This window comes from Aliidiomarina soli, from assembly GCF_003986975.1.
In the GTDB taxonomy this organism is placed as follows: domain Bacteria; phylum Pseudomonadota; class Gammaproteobacteria; order Enterobacterales; family Alteromonadaceae; genus Aliidiomarina; species Aliidiomarina soli.
In genome coordinates, this window is record NZ_PIPO01000001.1 from 13,802 (window position 1) to 32,480 (window position 18,679).

Below are 18,679 nucleotides of genomic sequence, written 5' to 3' on the forward strand. Positions count from 1 at the left end.
GCCAAGAATTTGTTAGAAAAACCTTTAATATTCGCCCATTGGGGTGTATAAATTCTGTAAATACTCAGTAATAGAGTAAGCCCATATTAAGCGGCCAGGTGGCTGCTTAACATTAGAACAACAAGGATTGGGGATACCTCATGAAAAAATTATTGCTTTCCGTGGCCGTTGGCTCCGTTCTCGGCCTCACTGGCTGTCTGGCAGATGGTGAAGATGCACCAGTGTCACAGGAGCAGGCGGGCGTTCCATACGTGCGCGTTGCTTTTGATCCGGCTGCAGGTGATATTTCAGTTCCAAGTAACTTCCTGTATCTGGGTACCCAGGACGGTACTCTGGAAGTTCCGAATGAAGGCCCAGATGACCCGGCCAATGCGCTTGATGCGCTAGACGGATGGTCAACCACTTTCCCAGCTGTTTTTAGCTTCAACTACCCAACTGGCCAGTATGGCAGCCGTTCTGTAACTGTCGATGCGTCGACAGCGGAAGCGGCAGGTGCTGTCCGTGTATTTAAAGTGATCGAAGGCGGTAACGCGGTAAACGAGCAATGTGCAGCATTGCAGCCCGTGGTGGCCTGTGCAGTTCAGTCTGAACTCGAATTCGGTACTGATTTTGCTACCTCATTCAATTCGGTTAGTGGCGCGTTAAGTGTTGTTCCGTTGCGTCCGCTTGAGCCTGAAGCCAGTTACATGATCGCGTTGACCGATGGCATCGAAGATGACCGTGGTCGTGCGGTGCGTCCATCGCAAACGTATTTCGCAGCCAGTCAGGATGATATTGAACTTGAAGGCCAAGGTGCTCAGGTTCAGGCCATCGTCCGCCAGAATCATGCTGTTCTTGATGGTGCTGGAGTGAACCCGGAAAACGTGATTTACACGTCCCTGTACACTACTCAGTCAATCGATACGGTACTTCAGGTTGTGCAGTCATATCTGGCGAGCGATTTAGCAGCGCTGGGTGCTGGTCAGCCAACACTGACTTCAGGTATTCAGACGACCTTTACTACTATGACTGTTGCTCAGGCGCTGTCACAAAATGTTGAGGGTTTCCCTGCGACTCAGCCTGCACCTGGCGAACCTTTCTTTTTCGAGTATGCGGTATCGAATACAGCTGAATTGCATTCCGGTAACTTCGAACTGCCATACTTCAGTGGCTTACCTACTGCTGAAAATCAAACCGCACCACTAAGCGAGCGTTGGGAAGCTGAGTTTGTCAGCCCTGCAACGGTTGGACTGGCGCTTTCTGAAGGGCGTATCAGTGCGGAAAACCTGATTGGTTGCGGTATGCCGCAAGCGACGGTTGGTGAGTTTGGTGCTACTGAGAACCCTGCGGTGTTCTTAGGTGAGCTGGCTTATGCTGACTTACCAGCAACTGACGCGTGTGCGGTACTGGACGATGGTCGCCACCTGACCAAATACAACCCGCTACCATTGGTTCGTGCTTCGGTTGAAGTGCCTCTGTGGATGTCGGTACCGGTTGAAGCCCAGGTTAATGGCGTGCGTGCGACTCTAGGTCTGCCTGCTATCAGCGAGCCAGCTGGCGGTTGGCCTGTCGTGATCTTCCAGCATGGTATTACCGGTAACAAAGAGCAATTCCTGGCTATCGCCGGTGCCTTGTCGGTATCAGGCCATGCTGCAATTGCTATTGATCACCCGCTGCATGGTGAGCGTGGTTTTGGACCAATTAACGCGTCCTCTCAGTATACCGATGCTAATGGTGACCCGGCTCAGGGCGATCCGACGGCGTATCTGAACCTCGGCAGCTTGCTGACGGCGCGTGATAACGTGCGTCAGAGCACGGCTGATTTGCTGTCCTTACGCTTTGCGTTGTCGCGTCCTGATTCGACGTTTGGTGGTGCACAAATTGACGGTAATACCGTTAAGTTTGTTGGTCATTCACTGGGTGGTATTGCAGGCGTTAACATGACTGCAATTGCGAATACACCGTTCCCGCAAATGCCAGAAGGCTTTGCCTTGGGTGACTACTTCGGTATTGACCAGGCTGTCTTTGCGATGGCGGGTGGCGGTATTGCACCATTCCTGATTGACAGCGAAAGCTTTGGCCCGCTGATCCGTGAACAGCTTGCTGCTCAGTCTGGTGGTCTGCAGGGTGCTCAGCTGGAAGCGTTAATTCAGCAGTTTACCTTTGCTGCACAAACGGTTATCGATTCCGCTGACCCATTGAACTATGCCGGTCATTTGGTTGAGACTGAAACGCCACGCTTGTTAATTCAGGCAAATGACGATGCAGTTATTCCTAACCAGGCTTCAGTACCGCTTTCTGGTACAGAGCCGCTGGCAGTTGTATTGGGCTTAGACGAAGTCACTGAAACAGTGATGGGCGAAGAGCCTCAATCAGGCTTTATCAAGGTTGAAGGCGCCTCGCACGGTTCGCTACTGCAACAGGGCGAAGATGATGAGGAAGGCACAACCCAGGCCATTCAGCTTATGATTGCAACCTGGCTCGAGAGCCAGGGCACGGTTATCAACTTAGATAACGATGAGTAAGCGAATTACCTGATTGCATGAAACGAACGTAAAGCCAGCATTGTTACAATGCTGGCTTTTTTTATGGCTATGCGGACGAGTGTGTTTAAGCCTGGGCAGCAACTAGGCTACACTTAGCATTCAACCAGCTGTTTACATGAGGTTTTTGTGGATTTTTTAATAGAATTGGGTTTATTTGTCGGTAAGGCATTGATAGTCGTTGTGGCTGTTTTCCTTATTGTCAGCATTGTCGTTTCTGCTGCATCAAAGCAGAAAGAAAACAAAGGTGAACTGCGGGTTGAAAATCTGTCGAAAGAGCTGCGAAAAACCACGCGGCAGATCAAGCACAGTTTACTCTCAAAAAAGGCCCGTAAACGCGCTGAGAAAGAGGCTAAGAAAGAAGACGCCCACGAAGTCGATGCGGCCAATAAAGTCTTCCTGATCGATTTCAAAGGCTCTATGGATGCCAAAGAAGTCGAATCACTGCGTCGTGAAGTCAGCGCAGTGCTGGCGGTCGCCAGTGACAAGGACGAGGTGATGGTCCGGGTCGAAAGTGGTGGTGGTGTGGTCCACGGTTACGGTCTGGCCGCTTCACAACTGCAACGCTTGCGGGATCATGGCCTGTCGTTGACGGTGACCGTGGATAAAGTAGCGGCGAGTGGCGGCTACATGATGGCCTGTGTGGCGAATCATATTGTCGCGGCCCCGTTTGCTGTGGTTGGTTCGATTGGGGTGTTAGCGCAGATCCCTAATTTTCATCGTCTGTTAAAAGACAATAAAGTTGATTTCGAGCAAATCACTGCCGGCGAGTACAAGCGTACTTTGACTTTATTTGGTGAAAACACCGACGAGGGACGCCGCAAGTTTCAGGAAGACATTGACGATGTGCATGAGTTGTTTAAACGTCACGTGGCAGAGCGTCGCCCTGAAGTCGATATTGACCGGGTTGCTACCGGGGAAATCTGGTATGGCTCGCAAGCACTGGATTTGAAATTAGTCGATAAGATTTCAACCAGCGATGACCTGTTGCTGGATGCGGCTAAAAATGCGGATGTTATTAAAGTTAGCTATAAGCCTAAGCAAAACGTCGCTCACCGCTTGACTCACAGTGCAGCGGGAGCCCTTGAAGGTGTCCTCTTGAAATGGCTGCAACGAGCGAGTTTCTGGCACCGCTAAACGACTAGGGTTAGTGCAAACACGAGCAACAAAAAAGGGGCCTGAATGGCCCCTTTTTTATACCGGCTGGCGTTGGGTTAACTGCCGCCAGTGCTACCTTTTGTTGGCGTATCGTTGATACTGGCGGTGGCACTGGTTTCGTTGCTAAGGTCTGCATCCGGGTTATTGTAAACCTGCTCGTCAAACTGACCTTCGCTCTTACCAATAATAGTGGTGACCATACAGTCACCAGTAATATTAACCGCGGTGCGGGTCATGTCTAATAAACGGTCAACACCGATGATCAGCGCGATACCTTCGACCGGTAAACCAACCTGCTGCAAGACCATCGCCAGCATAATTAAGCCGACACCAGGAACGCCGGCAGTGCCTACTGAGGCCAGGGTGGCAGTAGCGATTACGGTCAGGTAGTCAACCAGGGTGAGATCGATACCATAGACCTGGGCGATAAAGACTGTTGCAACGCCCTGCATAATTGCAGTGCCGTCCATATTAATGGTCGCCCCCAGCGGCACAGTGAACGAAGACACTGAATTACTCACCCCGAGCTTACGAGTCGCCGTTTCCAGGGTGATCGGAATGGTAGCGTTACTGCTTGCGGTGGAGAAACCAAATAACTGAGCATTGCGCAGTTTGCGCAGGAAGATCATGGGGTTTAATCCGGTTAGTAGCTTGAGCATGGTTGGGTAGGTCACCAACGCATGCAATATGAGGACTACAAAAACCAGCACAAAGTACTTGGCCAGGCTGCCGATGGTGGCAAAGCCCATATCAGCGAAGAGCCGTGCCATCAGCGCAAATACACCATACGGAGCGACGCTCATGAGGATCATGACCAGCTTCATAATGACACTGTTGAAGTCCTCGAAAACGTTCTTTAGTCGTTCTCCGGGTTTCCCCACCAGGGTCAGCGCAATACCAAACAGCAGGGCAAAGACAATGATTTGAAGCATGTTGCCTTCGGCCATAGCGTCAATTGGGTTACGCGGTACCATGTCGATCAGTACCTGACCAAAAGAGGGGGCTTCCTCGGCATCGAAGCTGGCATCACTGGAAAGATCCATACCTTCACCTGGCTGCACCAGCAAGGCGGCGCCAATAGCGAATGAAATGGCGACAGCGGTGGTGAACAGGTACAAGGCAATGGCCTTACCCCCAAGGCGGCCTAGCTTGGCCGGGTCACTCAGGGCACTGGTACCCAATACCAGCGAGACGAATACCAGCGGGACCACCAGCATCATCAAACTGCTGATAAAAATCTCCCCAACCACGGTGAACAAACCGTTGACCAGGAATGCGTCAACCCAGGGGTGATCTGCAATAGTCAGTTGCAGCAGGACGCCAAGCAAAATGCCCGACACCATACCAATGACGATTTTATGAGTCAGGCTTAACTTCTTCGATGCCATAATTGATCCTGATTATTCTAATGCTGAATATAGAAAGGTTGTTAGACTAGCAGAGTTGCGCCCCGGGCCAAAGTAGTTCGAGGCTCTGAATGCGACAAGAGAGCATAAAAAAGGGGCCGAAGGGCCCCTTTACAATGAATGCTGACGCTTACTCTTTACAGGAAGGTTGGCGCAAAGCCGTTGGTCCACGCCATCGCGGTGAGTACCATCAGGATAACCATTAGCACCAGTCCGGCTGTTACCACCGAGCTTGAGTACATAAAGCCGCGTTCTTCGGGAATATGCATGAGAATAGGAACACCCGCATAGAGCAGGTAAACTGAATAGGCAATGCCAGCCAGAAATGCCATGGAAACGAACCACAATTCAGGATAGATAGCAGCGATACCGGACATTAAAACAGGGGTGGCGGTATAGGCTGCAAGTTCCAGAGACTGGGTAAAGGTGGGAGCTGCGCCAAATATTTTCGCCATCGAATGAATCAGATAGGACAGCGCAAGCACTCCGAGCACAATACCGACATACATGGTAATAGCTAAGGTTAATGCGCTTTGTTCCGTTAACACGATGGATTCACGGGCGCCAATACTGAACCCGGCATGGGCCGCTGAGTAATAGGCGAACGCACAAGGAATTAAAGCGACAAGTAAAATGTGCGACAATGAAAAGCGCAGGCTTTCATGTCGTTGATCAATGGTTTTCCACTCATCCACCGGATGAGCATAGAGTCCCCAGATGTGATTTAGTATCATACGACCCCCTAAAGCAGTCTTGCTTACAACGATGGCTACCTCAAGTAGTGTAGCTCTATGTATTATAGATAGTTATTAAGAGAATAGATTCACTTATGCACCTATAGTGCCGGATTGCCGCAAGTTATCAAGACCTAAAAATTCTGAACCAATAGACTTCATAATTTTTTTGTTATAAAGCTGTTACTGGCTGACCTGTTACCAACTGAATTAGAGAAGATAGATGGACGAGAAGATTCGCACACTGATCCAACCCGTTACTCAGTTCCTGCATTGCACAACGCCCGCTGCATGGCTACGTATGGCAGCGCAAGCAGAGAACCAGCAGGCGTTGCTACTTGACCACCTGCACTGTGAACTGAAGGCGGCGCAAAGCGCAGCGTTCTTAATTCGTCGTTACGCACCGGACAGTTTACTGGCGAAGCATGTTTTGATCTGGCTCAAGCCATATGAAGATTTCCTTTACCGGGGAGAAGGCGATGGTCGCTTCCAGGGAGGGACCGGGGTGTCGCGTTCAGAGTCTCAGGTGCGTGGTGATGACACGGTGGTGAACGAATTGATTGGTAAAATGGTATTACTTATCAAAGAAGAGTTGCATCATTTTGAGCAGGTGCTGGAGATCATGCAACGGCGTAATATTGAGCTGGAGCCGATCAGTGCGGCGCGCTACGCGGCAGGTCTGCGCACCCATATTCGGACCCATGAACCTGCTGCATTTATTGATAAGTTAATTGTCGGCGCTTATATCGAAGCACGTTCCTGTGAGCGTTTTGCGGCACTGGCGCCGATGCTGGATGATGAACTGGCGCGATTTTACACCTCGCTACTGCGCTCAGAAGCGCGTCATTATCAGGACTACCTGCAATTGGCACGGATGATTGCGGAGCAGGCCGGCACACCGCAACGGGCTGTGGACGACCGTATTCAGTATTTTGGAGAGGTTGAGGCTGAGCTGATCAAAACTCAGGATAACGAATTTCGTTTTCACAGTGGTAAGCCTGCCAACGTTGTGGCCGGGTAGTTAGCTTAAGGGCTCGTTACGAAGCTCAAAGGTGTTATCAGGGTGCACGGCTAAAATACTGCCTTGTTCATACCAGTCACCGAGCACGATGCGAGTCGCCTGCTGGCCGTCAGGCAGCTGATGTTGGTGAATATCAGGGCGATGGGTATGACCATGAATAATACGCGTGGCAGCAGATTTAACCAGCGCCGCCTGCACCGCCTCTTCGGTGGCGTCCATACGGCGTAGTTGCTCGTGGCTCAGCGGCTGCTGACTGGCGCTGCCGGAACGCAACTTAGCAGCGAGCGCGCGACGCCAGGCTAAAGGGAGGCGAGTTAACAAGGCCAGCAAGACCCGGTTGCGGATCACTTTTCGAAAACGCAGATAACCAGTGTCCAGCGTACATAGAGTGTCCCCATGCATGATCAGAGTTGCGCTGCCGTAGAGGTCGATTACCGCGGATTCAGGGAGCAGGGTAACCCCAGTCATGCGTGCAAAACGGCGGCCAATCAGGAAGTCGCGATTTCCAGCAATAAAATAAACGGCAACGCCACTGTCTGTCAGCGCACGTAACGCATTAATTACCCGGCAATGAAACGGCGTCAGGTCGTCGTCACCTATCCAGGCGTCAAATAAGTCACCGAGAATATAGAGTGCATCCGCCTGACGCGCTTCGTGTTGCAAAAAGTGAATGAAAAGCCCGGTAATATCCGGGCGTTCCGCACTTAAATGCAAATCCGAGATAAACAGCGTACTCATGCGTCTTTACGAGCGCTCTCAAGTACCACGTCTTCAACAGGCACGTCCTGATGGAAACCTGCGCTGCCAGTTTTAACCCCTTTGATAGCGTCAACCACATCCATACCTTCGATGACTTCAGCAAATACGCAATAGCCCCAGCCGTGCATGTTCTCGGCCTGAAAGTCGAGGAAGTCGTTGTCTTTAACGTTGATAAAAAACTGCGCAGTTGCAGAATGCGGGTCATTGGTGCGAGCCATTGCCAGGGTGCCGCGTTTGTTAGAGAGACCATTATTGGCTTCATTCTTAATTGGGTCCTGAGGTTCTTTTTGTTCCATACCTGGCTCGAACCCACCGCCCTGAACCATGAAGCCATCAATTACCCGGTGAAAAATGGTGTTGTCATAGAAGCCACTTTCAACATATTGAAGAAAGTTCGCTACGGTGTTTGGCGCTTTTTCATCGAACAGCCGGATTTTAATGTCGCCATGGTTAGTGGTTAGGGTGACCTGCATAATGTTCTCTCTCTATTAGTGACTGGTACATGCTACTGGTGCATGCTTGGGAATAAACAGTCTGCCAGTTTAACTCAAGCAGCGTGCTGGCAAAAGCTACTCGTGGGTCTGGGCCAACGTTTCGATAATAGGTGCGACCAACTGCCAGCACTCTTCGACACTGTCGACCGGGTGGTAGAGCTCAATATCGGCCGGGTCTATAAGACCATGCTCAGCCATAACTTCGAGGTTTATCACCTTTTGCCAGAAATCCTTGCCGTAGAGCAAAATGGGCACGCGTGGCATTTTTTTGGTCTGGATAAGGGTCAGGGTTTCAAACAGCTCGTCCATGGTGCCGAAGCCACCAGGAAAGACAATAATTGCCTTGGCACGCTTAAGAAAGTGCATTTTGCGCATGGCAAAGTATTGAAATTCGAACGAATGCTTGGCTGCAATGAACGGATTCACATGTTGTTCCCGGGGGAGCACAATGTTGAGCCCGATACTTTGATGGTCGACATCGTGCGCCCCCCGGTTGGCCGCTTCCATCACGCCCGGGCCACCCCCTGTGACCAGTTTGGTGTGAGTCAGCTGACGTTGCTCGATGAGCTGACCGAGACGGCGAGCTACTTCTCGGGCTTCTGCATAGTAGTGACTGAGGTTCTGGCAGCGACGTTCTTTCAGATCGTAGTCACTGATGTTGTCGGGCGCAGGGATCCGGGCACTGCCAAAAATTGGAATGGTGTGGCGAATATCAGCCTGATCCAGGGCATCCTCGACTAACAGCCATTCATGAGCGAGACGCTGAGCGCGGTCAATGTCTTCATCAGAGGCGGTCTCGGCGAGCTTCAAAAACTCGGGGGTGGGCATTGCTTTTACGGTCATTCATATTCCTCGTAACGCTTGAAAATGCTATGCTTTGCGACAATTTTGACTATATCACTTATTTTGCGCTTTAAAATGGAGTTGCATCACATGCTCAAGCTTTTTAACTCACTGACCCGCCAAAAGGAAACCTTTAAGCCGCTTAAAGAAGGTGAGGTTAAGCTGTATGTATGTGGTGTCACCACTTACGACTATTGTCACATCGGCCACGCCAGAACCTACGTGGCTTTCGATGTGGTGGTGCGTTACCTGCGCTACCTCGGTTATAAGGTGACATTTGTGCGCAATGTGACCGATCTGGATGACAAAATTATCCAGCGTGCGAATGAGAACGGGGAAGATTTTCAGGCGCTGACGGAGCGCTTTATCGGTTATATGCATGAGGATTTCGCGGCACTGAACCTGACCCCGCCGGATATTGAGCCGCGGGTGACCACGCACATGGACGAAATCATCGAGTTGATTGAAACCCTGGTGGCTAAAAAGCACGCCTATGAATCGGCGGATGGTGATGTCCTGTTTGATGTGTCCAGTTTTGCTGAGTATGGGCAGTTAAGTCGGCAGAACCTCGAACAGCTGCAGGTGGGCACGCGAGTCAGTGGCGATCAGGACAAGCAAAGCCCGCTCGATTTTGTGCTCTGGAAGCACGCCAAGCCTGATGAACCGAGCTGGTCATCCCCCTGGGGGCAGGGGCGTCCGGGCTGGCATATTGAGTGCTCGGCAATGAACGGCAAGCACTTAGGTAAGCACTTCGATATTCACGGCGGCGGCTCAGACTTAATGTTCCCGCACCACGAGAACGAAGTGGCCCAGTCGTGCTGCGCCCATGACACACCCTATGTGAATTACTGGATGCACAGCGGCATGGTTCAGGTTAATGAAGAGAAAATGTCGAAGTCGTTGGGTAACTTTTTTACTATCCGCGAAGTGCTGGCGCAATATGACGCTGAAACGGTTCGCTTTTTCCTTTTGTCGGGCCATTACCGCAGCCAGTTAAATTATTCAGAAGACCATCTGCAACAGGCTCGCGCCTCGCTTGAACGTTTATATACTGCGATGCGTGGGGTGGCACCGGCTGCGGCGGGCGACGCGGTCCGGAAGCCATTTGACAGCCGTTTTAAAGACGCCTTAGATGACGATTTTAACGTGCCGGAAGCAATGTCGGTGGTGTTTGAGCTGGCACGCGAAGTAAACCGTTTAAGTGAAAGTGACTCAGCTCAGGCGGCGCAACTTGTCACACTGATGCAGGAATATGGTCAGGTACTGGGTATCTTACAGCAGGACCCAGAGCAGTTTTTTCAACAGGGACAGGACGACGTGGCCGCTATTGAAGCCTTGATTACTCAGCGTAACGATGCGCGTGCAGCAAAAGACTGGGCACTGGCAGACGATGCCCGCGATAAATTAACTGCTATGGGTATTGTTTTAGAAGACGGTGCGGGTGGCACAACCTGGCGCCGTCAGTAAAAAAATTAGTAGAAACAACATCAGGACTAGGGAGAAGCCGAATGGCTACACCATTACTACAACAAATTAGTGATATCACGTCGCTGCAAGAGGGTGATGCAGATGCGTTGATTATTATTGGAAGCACGTTTTCAAGTCTGTCAGCCCCGTTGGCGGAGGCGATTGCAGCCGCTCAGGCACATGACAAACGGGTCGGTCAGTCGGCTCAGCTATTAATTTCAGACCATGCACCAGGCCAGCGCCTGATCGTAGCGCCGACCGGACCACTTGATCGCGACTATGACGATGTTCGTCGTTTCTATGATGCGGCAAGAAAGGGTATTCGGATTGCGCAACAAGCGGGCGCCACTAAACCAGCGGTGTGGGTGGTCGATGTGCCAGCTACGTCGGAATTCAATAACGCGGAAGCAGTGAGTTTCTTCGGCTTGTGCCAGGAGCTCTATGAGCCGTTAGAAGCACGCGAGCATTTCGGTGATGAAGCTATTGAAACCATTGAAAAAGTGACCTTCGTTAGCGGGCAACTCGATGTCGGGTACTTGCTGGCGGTTGAAGAAGGGCGCCGCGCCGGACGAGACTTGTGCGGGACTGAGCCGGAGCGTATGGCACCGATTCGTTTTGCTGAATACTGTAAAAACATGTTCCTCGGCACCGATGTCAAAGTCACGGTGATTGATGATCGGATGCAGCTGGAACATGAATATCCACTATTGGCCGCGGTCGGTCGCGCGTCATTTAGTACACCTCGCCAGCGTCCCTGTGTGATCCGTCTTGAATATACGGGCTCGGGTGAGATCACGGATAGCCTGTTTATGGTGGGTAAAGCAATTACCTATGATACCGGTGGCGCTGATCTGAAAACTGGCGGCCATATGGCCGGGATGAGCCGCGATAAAGGTGGAGCTGCGGGGGTTGCCGGCTTTGTCAAAGCAGTGGCTGAACTTAAGCCAAATAATCTGAAAGTGGTAGCAGAAATTGGTGCCGCGCGAAACAGCATTGGTTCCGATGCGTTTGTGTCCGATGAAATTATTACCAGCCACGCCGGGGTGCGGGTACGTATCGGAAATACGGATGCAGAAGGTCGCCTGGTGATGGCGGACTGTTTGTCGCATTTACGCGAAGAAGCGTTGCAGGCAGTGAATCCTAGCCTTTACACAGTCGCTACGCTGACCGGCCATGCCGCACTAAGCAAAGGGCCTTATACTGCGCTGGTGCCTAATACTCAGGCGCAAAGCAATGGGGTGATCAGTGGTTTACTGCAAGCCAGTGAGCTCTGGGGTGACCCGGCTGAACTATCCCCGAGTCGGCGCGAAGATTTCGATTTCGTGCAGGGGCGGACCAAAGCCGATGACGTGCTGTCGTCCAACAATGGACCGTCGGCGATGACCAAACGTGGTCACCAGTTCCCTATGGCGTTCCTGACTATTAGTGCGGGTCTTGATAAGCACGGTAAAAATAGTCAGCAACCACTACCTTATATTCATCTGGATATCGCCGGTAGTGGCGTTGATACTGGCGACTGGCAACATGGTAAGCCGACCTCAACACCGGTCCTGGCATTGGCCGGACATTTTCTCGCCCGGCACTAATGCCCCCTAAGTAAGGTAAGCTGGCCTCAGACCGTTACAAGCCCGCACTGCTGGTGTTGACCACCCGGCGTGCGGCAAAATTCACTTCAATATACTTGTCTTCACTTCCCCAGCGGCATTCGTTGGGGCGGTCAAAATCGTCACACCAGTCGGGCTCGCCCAACATGTGTTTCACTTCGCTATAGTGCATGCCCACATCAAGCAAATTGTAATTGGTACGGGTCACTTTTGGGTTGCCACAGGCAACCAGTAGCAGCGGAAGTACTACCATCAATAGCTTTTTCATAGATTAAGCCTCCAGGGCTCCTGATGCTTTCGCCTGGAGCCCTTTATTAGTGCAGTCAGCCGGGTTCAGATATCGAATTTGATCGATTCGAGTTCCTGCTTGGTTCGTCCATGCGCCGTTGGTGTGCGGCTTTCACTGTCAATATGGACAAATACAATATCATCAGCCACGCAAATGTTCTGTTTGGTTATTTTGTTACGGACCAGGCAGGTCACGGTCAGTGAACTGCGGCCAACACTTTTTATCGCCAGGCCAAACTCGACTACGTCGCCCTGAAAGGCTGAGGCTTCGAAGCTAATCGCGCCAATATGCTTAGTTACCAGGCTTTTTGCATCAAGCTGACAACTGGCAAAGATATAGGCTTCTTCATCAATCCATTCCAGAATGCGCCCCCCGAATAAAGAACCTGCGAAGTTAAGATCGTTCGGCATGACCAGTCGACGAGATAGAAAACGCATGAAAACACTCCTGTTTAAGCTGAATACGTGTTTAGTATAACGGATATCGGAGCAGGGTTTTTTTAAAATTTCGTGGTTTTAACCAGTTGAATATAAACAAAAAGGCCGGCTATGGTAGCCGGCCTTGACTGCGTGTAGTAATTAGAAGCGAACGCGCACGCCTGCACCTATATTGGTGCCGGGCAGCGGAGCATAATCACGAATGAACGAATTATGTACATAGCCTAAACGATTGGTCAGGTTTTCCGCTTTAACGTAAAAGGCGATATCCCGGGTGCCTGACAGCTGCGGATAAAAGTTCAGATAGGCACTAAGGACGCCAAAACCCTCTGTTTCCTCTTCATTGGCGGCCGTATCGCTTTGCTTCAGATAGTAGGTGTACGCTAACTTCGCGTCCCAGCTTGGCTGGGCGAAGGTTATATCTGCGCCAACTCGCTGAGCAGGGATACGGGGTACGTTACCACCGTCGCGAAGGCGGGCACGGGTGTAGTCTGAAAATGCACCGAACTTCCAGTTTTCATCTAACAGATAATGCGCAGACAGCTCGTAACCAAAGAGTTCAGCGTTCTCCTGAGTGTACTGATAGACCGCCAGGCCAGAAGTGTCGTGTTCGTGGTCATGACCATGATCATCGCCGTGGTCATGGTCGTCAGCAAAGTCACCCTCAAGATCGGCGCTTAAAATACCGGTGTTACGGGTATAAATGAAGTCATTAATGCGGTTGTAGAACAGGTTCGCATCGAAGTGCCATTTGACGCCATCATAGTGCATGCCAAGATCAAGGTTGGCTGAGCGCTCTTTGTCCAGCGCGTTGTCTGCATAGGCCAGGTGATATGCCTCGTGCCCATGATCGTGGTCATCCGCCCCTTCTTCGTCTTCAGCGTGTTCCTCGTGGATTTCATAAATGCCACCTACATCATAGGTGCGGGTAGCAAAATGTGCGCCGTTGGAAAATAGTTCACCAGCTTGAGGAGCGCGCTCGCTGTATGCAAGGTTGGCGGTAAGGCTGAGCATTTCATTGACCCGGTAATTAACACCTGCAGACCCACTCACTGGGGTGTAGTCCAGCTTCTCAATCGCGTCAGTGCTGAGCTCCACGTACTCGACGCGAGCACCAAGTTCGTAAGTAAGGTCGCCAAAGCGACGCTCTGTGAGCCAGAAAACACCAGCAAGATCGGTGGAGGAGGCCGGGGTAAAGGCTTCTACTCCGTATGCATCGTAGTCTTCCTGCTTTAACTGAACGCCAAAGGCTCCACCCCAGCCCGCGATTTCAGCATAACGGGCAGTGATACGTGCTTCCGTCTGCTTTTTACTGAATGCTGATTCTACGTATTCGCCAGCAAGTTCTTCGTGGGTTAACTCGGTATAACCCAAATTTGCATTAATCCGGTCGATACCACGCCATGGGTTGTCCAATTGGCCGAGGACCTGAACCCGGTCCTGGGTCATGCTAGCAATAACATTGTCATGGTCGTCGCCATGTTCGTCCGCATGCTCATCAGCATGGTCGTGATCATGTTCTTCGCCCTCGTCGTGGCTATGTCCTGGAATGCCATAGTCACGTTCGATGCGTCCGTAGCTGGCGCCGATAAAACCGCGGTTGCCAATAAAGCTGGCACCCAGGGTTGCCCCCATGTCGTCGGTGAAACTGTTTTCAATCAGCTCGCCTGTTTCGCCATCCGGGTTAGTAAAGCCTGGTACTCGATAGTCGTCTGAGTCCCGCTTGAAACCATCAATATGCATAACGAAAGGACCATTACCCTGACGTAGCGAGGCACTGGCAGAGCGTTCATTTGCTGCGCTGCCTACACCAGCCGAAACTTGCCCTTCGGTGCCTTGTAGTTGCTGCCGTGGAATGCGGTTATCAACCACGTTGACCACACCACCGCTTGCCCCACTTCCATAGAGTAACGTAGCCGGGCCGCGCAGGACTTCGATTTGTTCGGCGGTACTGGTTTCTGTAGAGACTGCATGGTCGGGTCCGCCACGAGAGACATCTCCGACATCCAGCCCGTTTTGCAGAATGCGCACACGGGGGCCGTCCAGCCCACGGATCACCGGACTACTGGCCGTAGGGCTGTAATAGGTGCTTTGAACACCGGGTAAGTTGCGCAGTGTTTCGCCCAACGTAGGTGCCTGGACTTCGCGTAATGCGTCGCCGGCGAGTACGTAGACAGGCTGGGTCGATTCAATCGCTGTGCGGTCGAGCGGATTTGCTGTGATTACAATGCGCTCTAGAGCTTCATGACTATCAGACGCCTCGTCCTGAGCCAACGCGGCGGGACTGATTAATAAGGCGCTAACTAAAACATGGACCGGGTGCTTTTTTAACAACTTCATCGTTTCACTCTCTATCTGGGGCTTTTATAAACTGATTTCGTAGCGGATTTTTCCGTGTGATAATATAACATTACATTTAAATGGGAGGCAGTGCAACCGATCATGGTGGTCTTTTGTTAAAGACGGTACACTGGGTGCATTCAGTTTTTTTAGCTATTAGGGACTCTCTAGTTATGTTTCGAGCGAAGTTTATTGCAGCAGGTCTGTTAGCTGCCTCACTGACAGCCTGTGCCGGGTATAGCGGTGGCTATGCTAATTCGGCAGAACCACAAGCGCGCGAAGAAGCGGTGCGTGCGCATATGAAATTTCTGGCCGACGATCTGTTGGAAGGACGAGATACCGGAAGTCGCGGGCACGATATTGCTTCGGCGTATATTGCAGCTCATTTTGAGGCGCTTGGCTTAGCCGCTTATGGTGAGGATGACTACTACCAGTGGATGCCGGCGCGGCAGACCCGTCTGGTCGCCAACAGTGCCAGTTTTGTGGTGCATAAAGAGGGCAATGAGATCGAGTTGGAGTATCCGAAAGCGTTCTTTACCGGGCCAAGCGCTGCCGCCACTGAACAGAGCATAACGGCCGAGATGGTATTTGTCGGCTACGGCCTGGTGTCTGACACTTTTGCGATTGATGACTACGCAGGGCTGGATGTGGATGGAAAAATTGTGGTGATGCTAAATGGTCGCCCGGAGCATTTACCAAGTGAGGAAGCGGCGCATTTGAGCCGCCTGAAAACGGAACTGGCTGCAGACCGTGGGGCGGTGGGGATTGTTACCTTGCATACGCCAGAGCGTGAAGCTGTGCGGCCTTATGAAACATCGCTGATGTACCTGAATGCGCCAAGTGTCCGTTGGTTAAACGAGGCTGGGGAAGTACAGGGGCATACCAGTATTGAAGGCAGTGCGTATCTGCATTACGAAGCGGCTGATGTATTATTCGAAGGGGCTGCGCAAAGCTGGCAGGACGTCCTTGCTACGCTAGAGCAAAAAGAAAGCCCGCAGGGCTTCGCGCTGCCAGGACAGGCGACCTTAGCCCGGCAGTCAACGCATGAAGACTTGCAAAGTCCAAATGTGATTGCAGTGCTGGAAGGGTCCGATCCGGAGTTGAAAGATGAGTATGTAGTTTACACCGCGCACTCTGACCACCTCGGTCTGGCCCGCGATATGAGTACCGATAATAAAGTCTTCAATGGTCTGCTGGATAACGCCTCGGGTGTAGCCATTATGCTCGAAACCGCGCGCATGTTTGCGGATGCGAAAGCACGGGGTGAGGGTCCGCGCCGTTCGGTGATGTTTGTCGCCCTGACGGCCGAAGAGAAAGGACTTTTAGGCGCCGATTACTTTGCCGAGAACCCGCCGGTACCAGCATCGCAGATGGTAGCCAACGTTAACCTGGATATGCCAGTGTTGCTGTACCCGTTTGCGGATGTTGTCGCCTTCGGCTCGGCTCACTCAAGTCTGGGTGATGTAGTTGAACGCGCGGCCGGCCGTTATGGGATTGAGTCCAGTCCTGATCCAATGCCTGAGCAGGCGATCTTTACCCGTTCTGACCACTACATGCTGGTCAAGCGCGGTATTCCAGCGGTTTTCCTGATGACTGGGTTTACTTCGCAGGATGAAGAGGAGGACGGTGGTGCTGTGTGGGGCCAGTTTTTCGCTGAGCAATACCACAGACCAATGGATGACATCCCTAGTTTGACTGAAGCTTACGGAGAAATCCGTTACGACTTTGGCGCGCTATTCGCGCAGATTAACTACGCGATTGGCGAGGAGATCGCCAATACGTCGGAGCGCCCGTACTGGCTTGATGACAGCTATTTCGGTAATTTATTCCGTGATGACGACCAGCGTCAGCGCCACTAGGAGTCTGCTGTCGGTGAAAGCGGTCCATTCGATTCTTGCTTGCTGTCTGCTGTGCTGGGCCTGGTTGCCCGGCACAGCAGCGGCCGCTCAACCGGCGGCCGGGCTCGCTCTTGAAGTTCAGGGGCTGCAATCCAGATATACCGATATTGCCGCCGAGGGCGACTGGATTGCTGACGATAAGTTTAATGAAGTTGGTCTGGCACTGCGTTGGCAATGGCACAACGACTGGTTAGTGGAAGCTACGCTCAGTCGTGGTGGCCAGTTGCGTTATCTGCGTGAAACGGGTAGCAACGACGATGGAGCGACTGAGTACGAAACCCGCCAGGGACGAACTTACGGGTGGTCAGTTGGCGCTGGCAAACGCTTCTGGGTCAGTGAATACTTCTCCTGGGTGACTACGGTTGGCTATATGCAACGCGGGATCCGCAGTCCGGATTTTTCTGAGCCGACGCTGAACTCATCGCGAACGGTCGAGCACAACGCTATGCTCGGGATAAAAGCAGAGTACAGAGTGTTGCAACGACTCTCCGTATCGCTCAATTTCAACCTGCTCAGCTCTGGTGAACGGCAGCAGGGTTTAGGTATTGCCTACTACTTCTTCTAAGTCTTATTTTTAGTTTTTACAAGGACGCAGTTATGACCGACTCCTTTACATTGGATCCGCGCTTGCAGCGTGATTGCCGGGTGGTCGCTGAGCTGCCGTTGTCTACCGTATTGCTGATGAATGATACGCACTACCCGTGGTGCATTCTGGTGCCGCGGCGCGCTGATATTCGTGAGTTGTATCAACTCAGCGAAGCCGACTATGGGCAACTGCAACTTGAGTCGAGAACCTTAGGTCGCGCATTGATGGATGCCTTTCAGGGCGATAAGCTGAATGTGGCGGCGCTGGGCAACGTGGTTGCACAGCTGCATATCCATCATATTGTGCGTTACACGGAGGACCCGGCGTGGCCTGATCCGGTATGGGGTAAGTACCCGGCGAAACCTTACACTGACGACGAAGCAGATAAACTGGTAGAGCGGATCCGCCAGGCGTTGCAACTCACCAGCCAGTAAAATAACGGTTAGATACTGTCCGCAATTTCATTCAGTACCTGAGTTGACCAGTCGGCAATGCGCTGGTCGCTTAATTCATACTGGCAATCTTCATCCAAAGCCAGCCCAACAAAATGTGACTGGTCGCTATTCAGTGCTTTAGAGGCGATAAAGTCGTAGCCCTGGTTCGGCCAGAAGCCAATCCGGGTAATGTCGGGCGCAGCAATATGCTCGTGCAGCATGCCAAGCGCGTCCTGAAACCACTCGGCGTAGCCGTTCTGGTCGCCCATACCAAACAAAGCAATGGTTTTGCCGCTCAGATCCAGTTCGCCGACGTCACTCCACTGACTTTCCCAGTCTTCCTGAAGCTCGCCAAAGTCCCAGGTTGAGATACCGAAAATAAGAATATCGTACTCAGCGGTCAGGGCCAGCGGTTCGTCCTTGATGTTATGCAGATTGACGATGTCATCGCCAATGAAATCGCGGATTTTTTCCGCTGCGATTTCGGTGTAGCAGGTCGTTGACCCGTAAAACAATCCGATTTTAAAACTCATGCTGACCTCGGTACTGACAGGGCTTGGGTTGATAGGCTTGGGTTACTCGGCGTAGTTTAACAAACTTTCTGCTGCAGAGGCGATGGATGACAGCCTGTTTTCGACTGCGTATACTGGCGCCACGTTCGATGCAGCCTGAAAGCTGCCCGCGCAA

General features: G+C 51.9%; 17 protein-coding genes. 8 read left to right on the forward strand and 9 right to left on the reverse strand.

From position 1 onward, the window contains the following. The first annotated feature begins 140 nt into the window (after positions 1-140). Together CWE14_RS00090 and sohB are read left to right on the forward strand one after the other, a co-directional pair. Positions 141-2,504: a VolA/Pla-1 family phospholipase gene (locus CWE14_RS00090; protein ID WP_126797540.1), complete on the forward strand. Its 2,364-nt coding sequence runs from the start codon at positions 141-143 to the stop codon at positions 2,502-2,504. Positions 2,505-2,651: 147 nt separating this feature from the next. Beyond that, positions 2,652-3,659 (forward strand): protease SohB, encoded by a 1,008-nt coding sequence (sohB, locus tag CWE14_RS00095; protein WP_126797541.1) that lies wholly within the window; start codon positions 2,652-2,654, stop codon positions 3,657-3,659. A 77-nt stretch (positions 3,660-3,736) separates the two neighbouring features. On the opposite strand, the gene CWE14_RS00100 is transcribed toward sohB, so the two are convergent. Next, positions 3,737-5,068, reverse strand: a complete 1,332-nt coding sequence (locus tag CWE14_RS00100; protein WP_126797542.1) for a dicarboxylate/amino acid:cation symporter — start codon at positions 5,066-5,068, stop codon at positions 3,737-3,739. Positions 5,069-5,223: 155 nt separating this feature from the next. After that, entirely contained in the window at positions 5,224-5,820 is a 597-nt protein-coding gene (locus CWE14_RS00105; RefSeq protein WP_126788446.1) for a Yip1 family protein, read from the reverse strand. Between the two features lie 223 nt (positions 5,821-6,043). Here CWE14_RS00105 and miaE point away from each other — a divergent pair, with 223 nt between their 5' ends. Next, complete coding sequence (miaE, locus tag CWE14_RS00110; RefSeq protein ID WP_126797543.1) at positions 6,044-6,841, forward strand: tRNA isopentenyl-2-thiomethyl-A-37 hydroxylase MiaE; 798 nt, start codon at positions 6,044-6,046, stop codon at positions 6,839-6,841. Here miaE and lpxH read toward each other — a convergent pair whose 3' ends face one another. The 3 genes from lpxH to CWE14_RS00125 all read right to left on the reverse strand — a co-directional run bounded on the left by lpxH (position 6,842) and on the right by CWE14_RS00125 (position 8,937). After that, positions 6,842-7,579: a UDP-2,3-diacylglucosamine diphosphatase gene (gene lpxH, locus CWE14_RS00115; RefSeq protein ID WP_126797544.1), complete on the reverse strand. Its 738-nt coding sequence runs from the start codon at positions 7,577-7,579 to the stop codon at positions 6,842-6,844. Next, positions 7,576-8,073 carry a peptidylprolyl isomerase gene (locus CWE14_RS00120; protein ID WP_126797545.1) on the reverse strand — a complete coding sequence of 166 codons (498 nt, stop codon included), beginning with the start codon at positions 8,071-8,073 and terminating at the stop codon, positions 7,576-7,578. The genes lpxH and CWE14_RS00120 overlap by 4 nt, the downstream gene beginning before the upstream one ends. A 96-nt stretch (positions 8,074-8,169) precedes the next feature. Then, complete coding sequence (locus CWE14_RS00125; RefSeq protein ID WP_126797546.1) at positions 8,170-8,937, reverse strand: LOG family protein; 768 nt, start codon at positions 8,935-8,937, stop codon at positions 8,170-8,172. Between the two features lie 90 nt (positions 8,938-9,027). Between CWE14_RS00125 and cysS the strand changes: the two genes are divergently transcribed. Further along, positions 9,028-10,404 (forward strand): cysteine--tRNA ligase, encoded by a 1,377-nt coding sequence (cysS, locus tag CWE14_RS00130; protein WP_126797547.1) that lies wholly within the window; start codon positions 9,028-9,030, stop codon positions 10,402-10,404. A gap of 41 nt (positions 10,405-10,445) precedes the next feature. Continuing rightward, a complete protein-coding gene (locus tag CWE14_RS00135) occupies positions 10,446-11,990 on the forward strand; it encodes a M17 family metallopeptidase (RefSeq protein WP_126797548.1) in 1,545 nt (514 codons plus the stop codon). A 34-nt stretch (positions 11,991-12,024) separates the two neighbouring features. Here the strand turns inward: CWE14_RS00135 and CWE14_RS00140 are convergent, their stop codons facing one another. The 3 genes from CWE14_RS00140 to CWE14_RS00150 form a co-directional block, all read right to left on the reverse strand. Beyond that, on the reverse strand, positions 12,025-12,276 hold the full coding sequence (locus tag CWE14_RS00140; protein ID WP_126797549.1) for a hypothetical protein: 252 nt from the start codon (positions 12,274-12,276) through the stop codon (positions 12,025-12,027). Between the two features lie 65 nt (positions 12,277-12,341). Further along, positions 12,342-12,734: an acyl-CoA thioesterase gene (locus CWE14_RS00145; protein WP_126788438.1), complete on the reverse strand. Its 393-nt coding sequence runs from the start codon at positions 12,732-12,734 to the stop codon at positions 12,342-12,344. A gap of 141 nt (positions 12,735-12,875) precedes the next feature. Then, the gene (locus tag CWE14_RS00150; RefSeq protein WP_241972282.1) at positions 12,876-15,074 is read right to left on the reverse strand and encodes a TonB-dependent receptor; all 2,199 of its coding nucleotides are present in this window, start codon (positions 15,072-15,074) and stop codon (positions 12,876-12,878) included. Between the two features lie 173 nt (positions 15,075-15,247). Here CWE14_RS00150 and CWE14_RS00155 point away from each other — a divergent pair, with 173 nt between their 5' ends. Genes CWE14_RS00155 through CWE14_RS00165 form a run of 3 tightly spaced genes read left to right on the forward strand, consistent with a single transcriptional unit; the run spans position 15,248 to position 17,992 of the window. Further along, positions 15,248-16,933: a M28 family metallopeptidase gene (locus CWE14_RS00155; protein WP_126797550.1), complete on the forward strand. Its 1,686-nt coding sequence runs from the start codon at positions 15,248-15,250 to the stop codon at positions 16,931-16,933. 13 nt (positions 16,934-16,946) lie between these two features. Continuing rightward, complete coding sequence (locus CWE14_RS00160) at positions 16,947-17,537, forward strand: autotransporter domain-containing protein (protein WP_126797551.1); 591 nt, start codon at positions 16,947-16,949, stop codon at positions 17,535-17,537. 32 nt (positions 17,538-17,569) lie between these two features. Then, on the forward strand, positions 17,570-17,992 hold the full coding sequence (locus tag CWE14_RS00165; protein ID WP_126797552.1) for an HIT domain-containing protein: 423 nt from the start codon (positions 17,570-17,572) through the stop codon (positions 17,990-17,992). 8 nt (positions 17,993-18,000) lie between these two features. Here CWE14_RS00165 and fldB read toward each other — a convergent pair whose 3' ends face one another. Next, the gene (gene fldB / locus CWE14_RS00170) at positions 18,001-18,525 is read right to left on the reverse strand and encodes a flavodoxin FldB (protein ID WP_126797553.1); all 525 of its coding nucleotides are present in this window, start codon (positions 18,523-18,525) and stop codon (positions 18,001-18,003) included. Between the last annotated feature and the right edge of the window lie 154 nt (positions 18,526-18,679).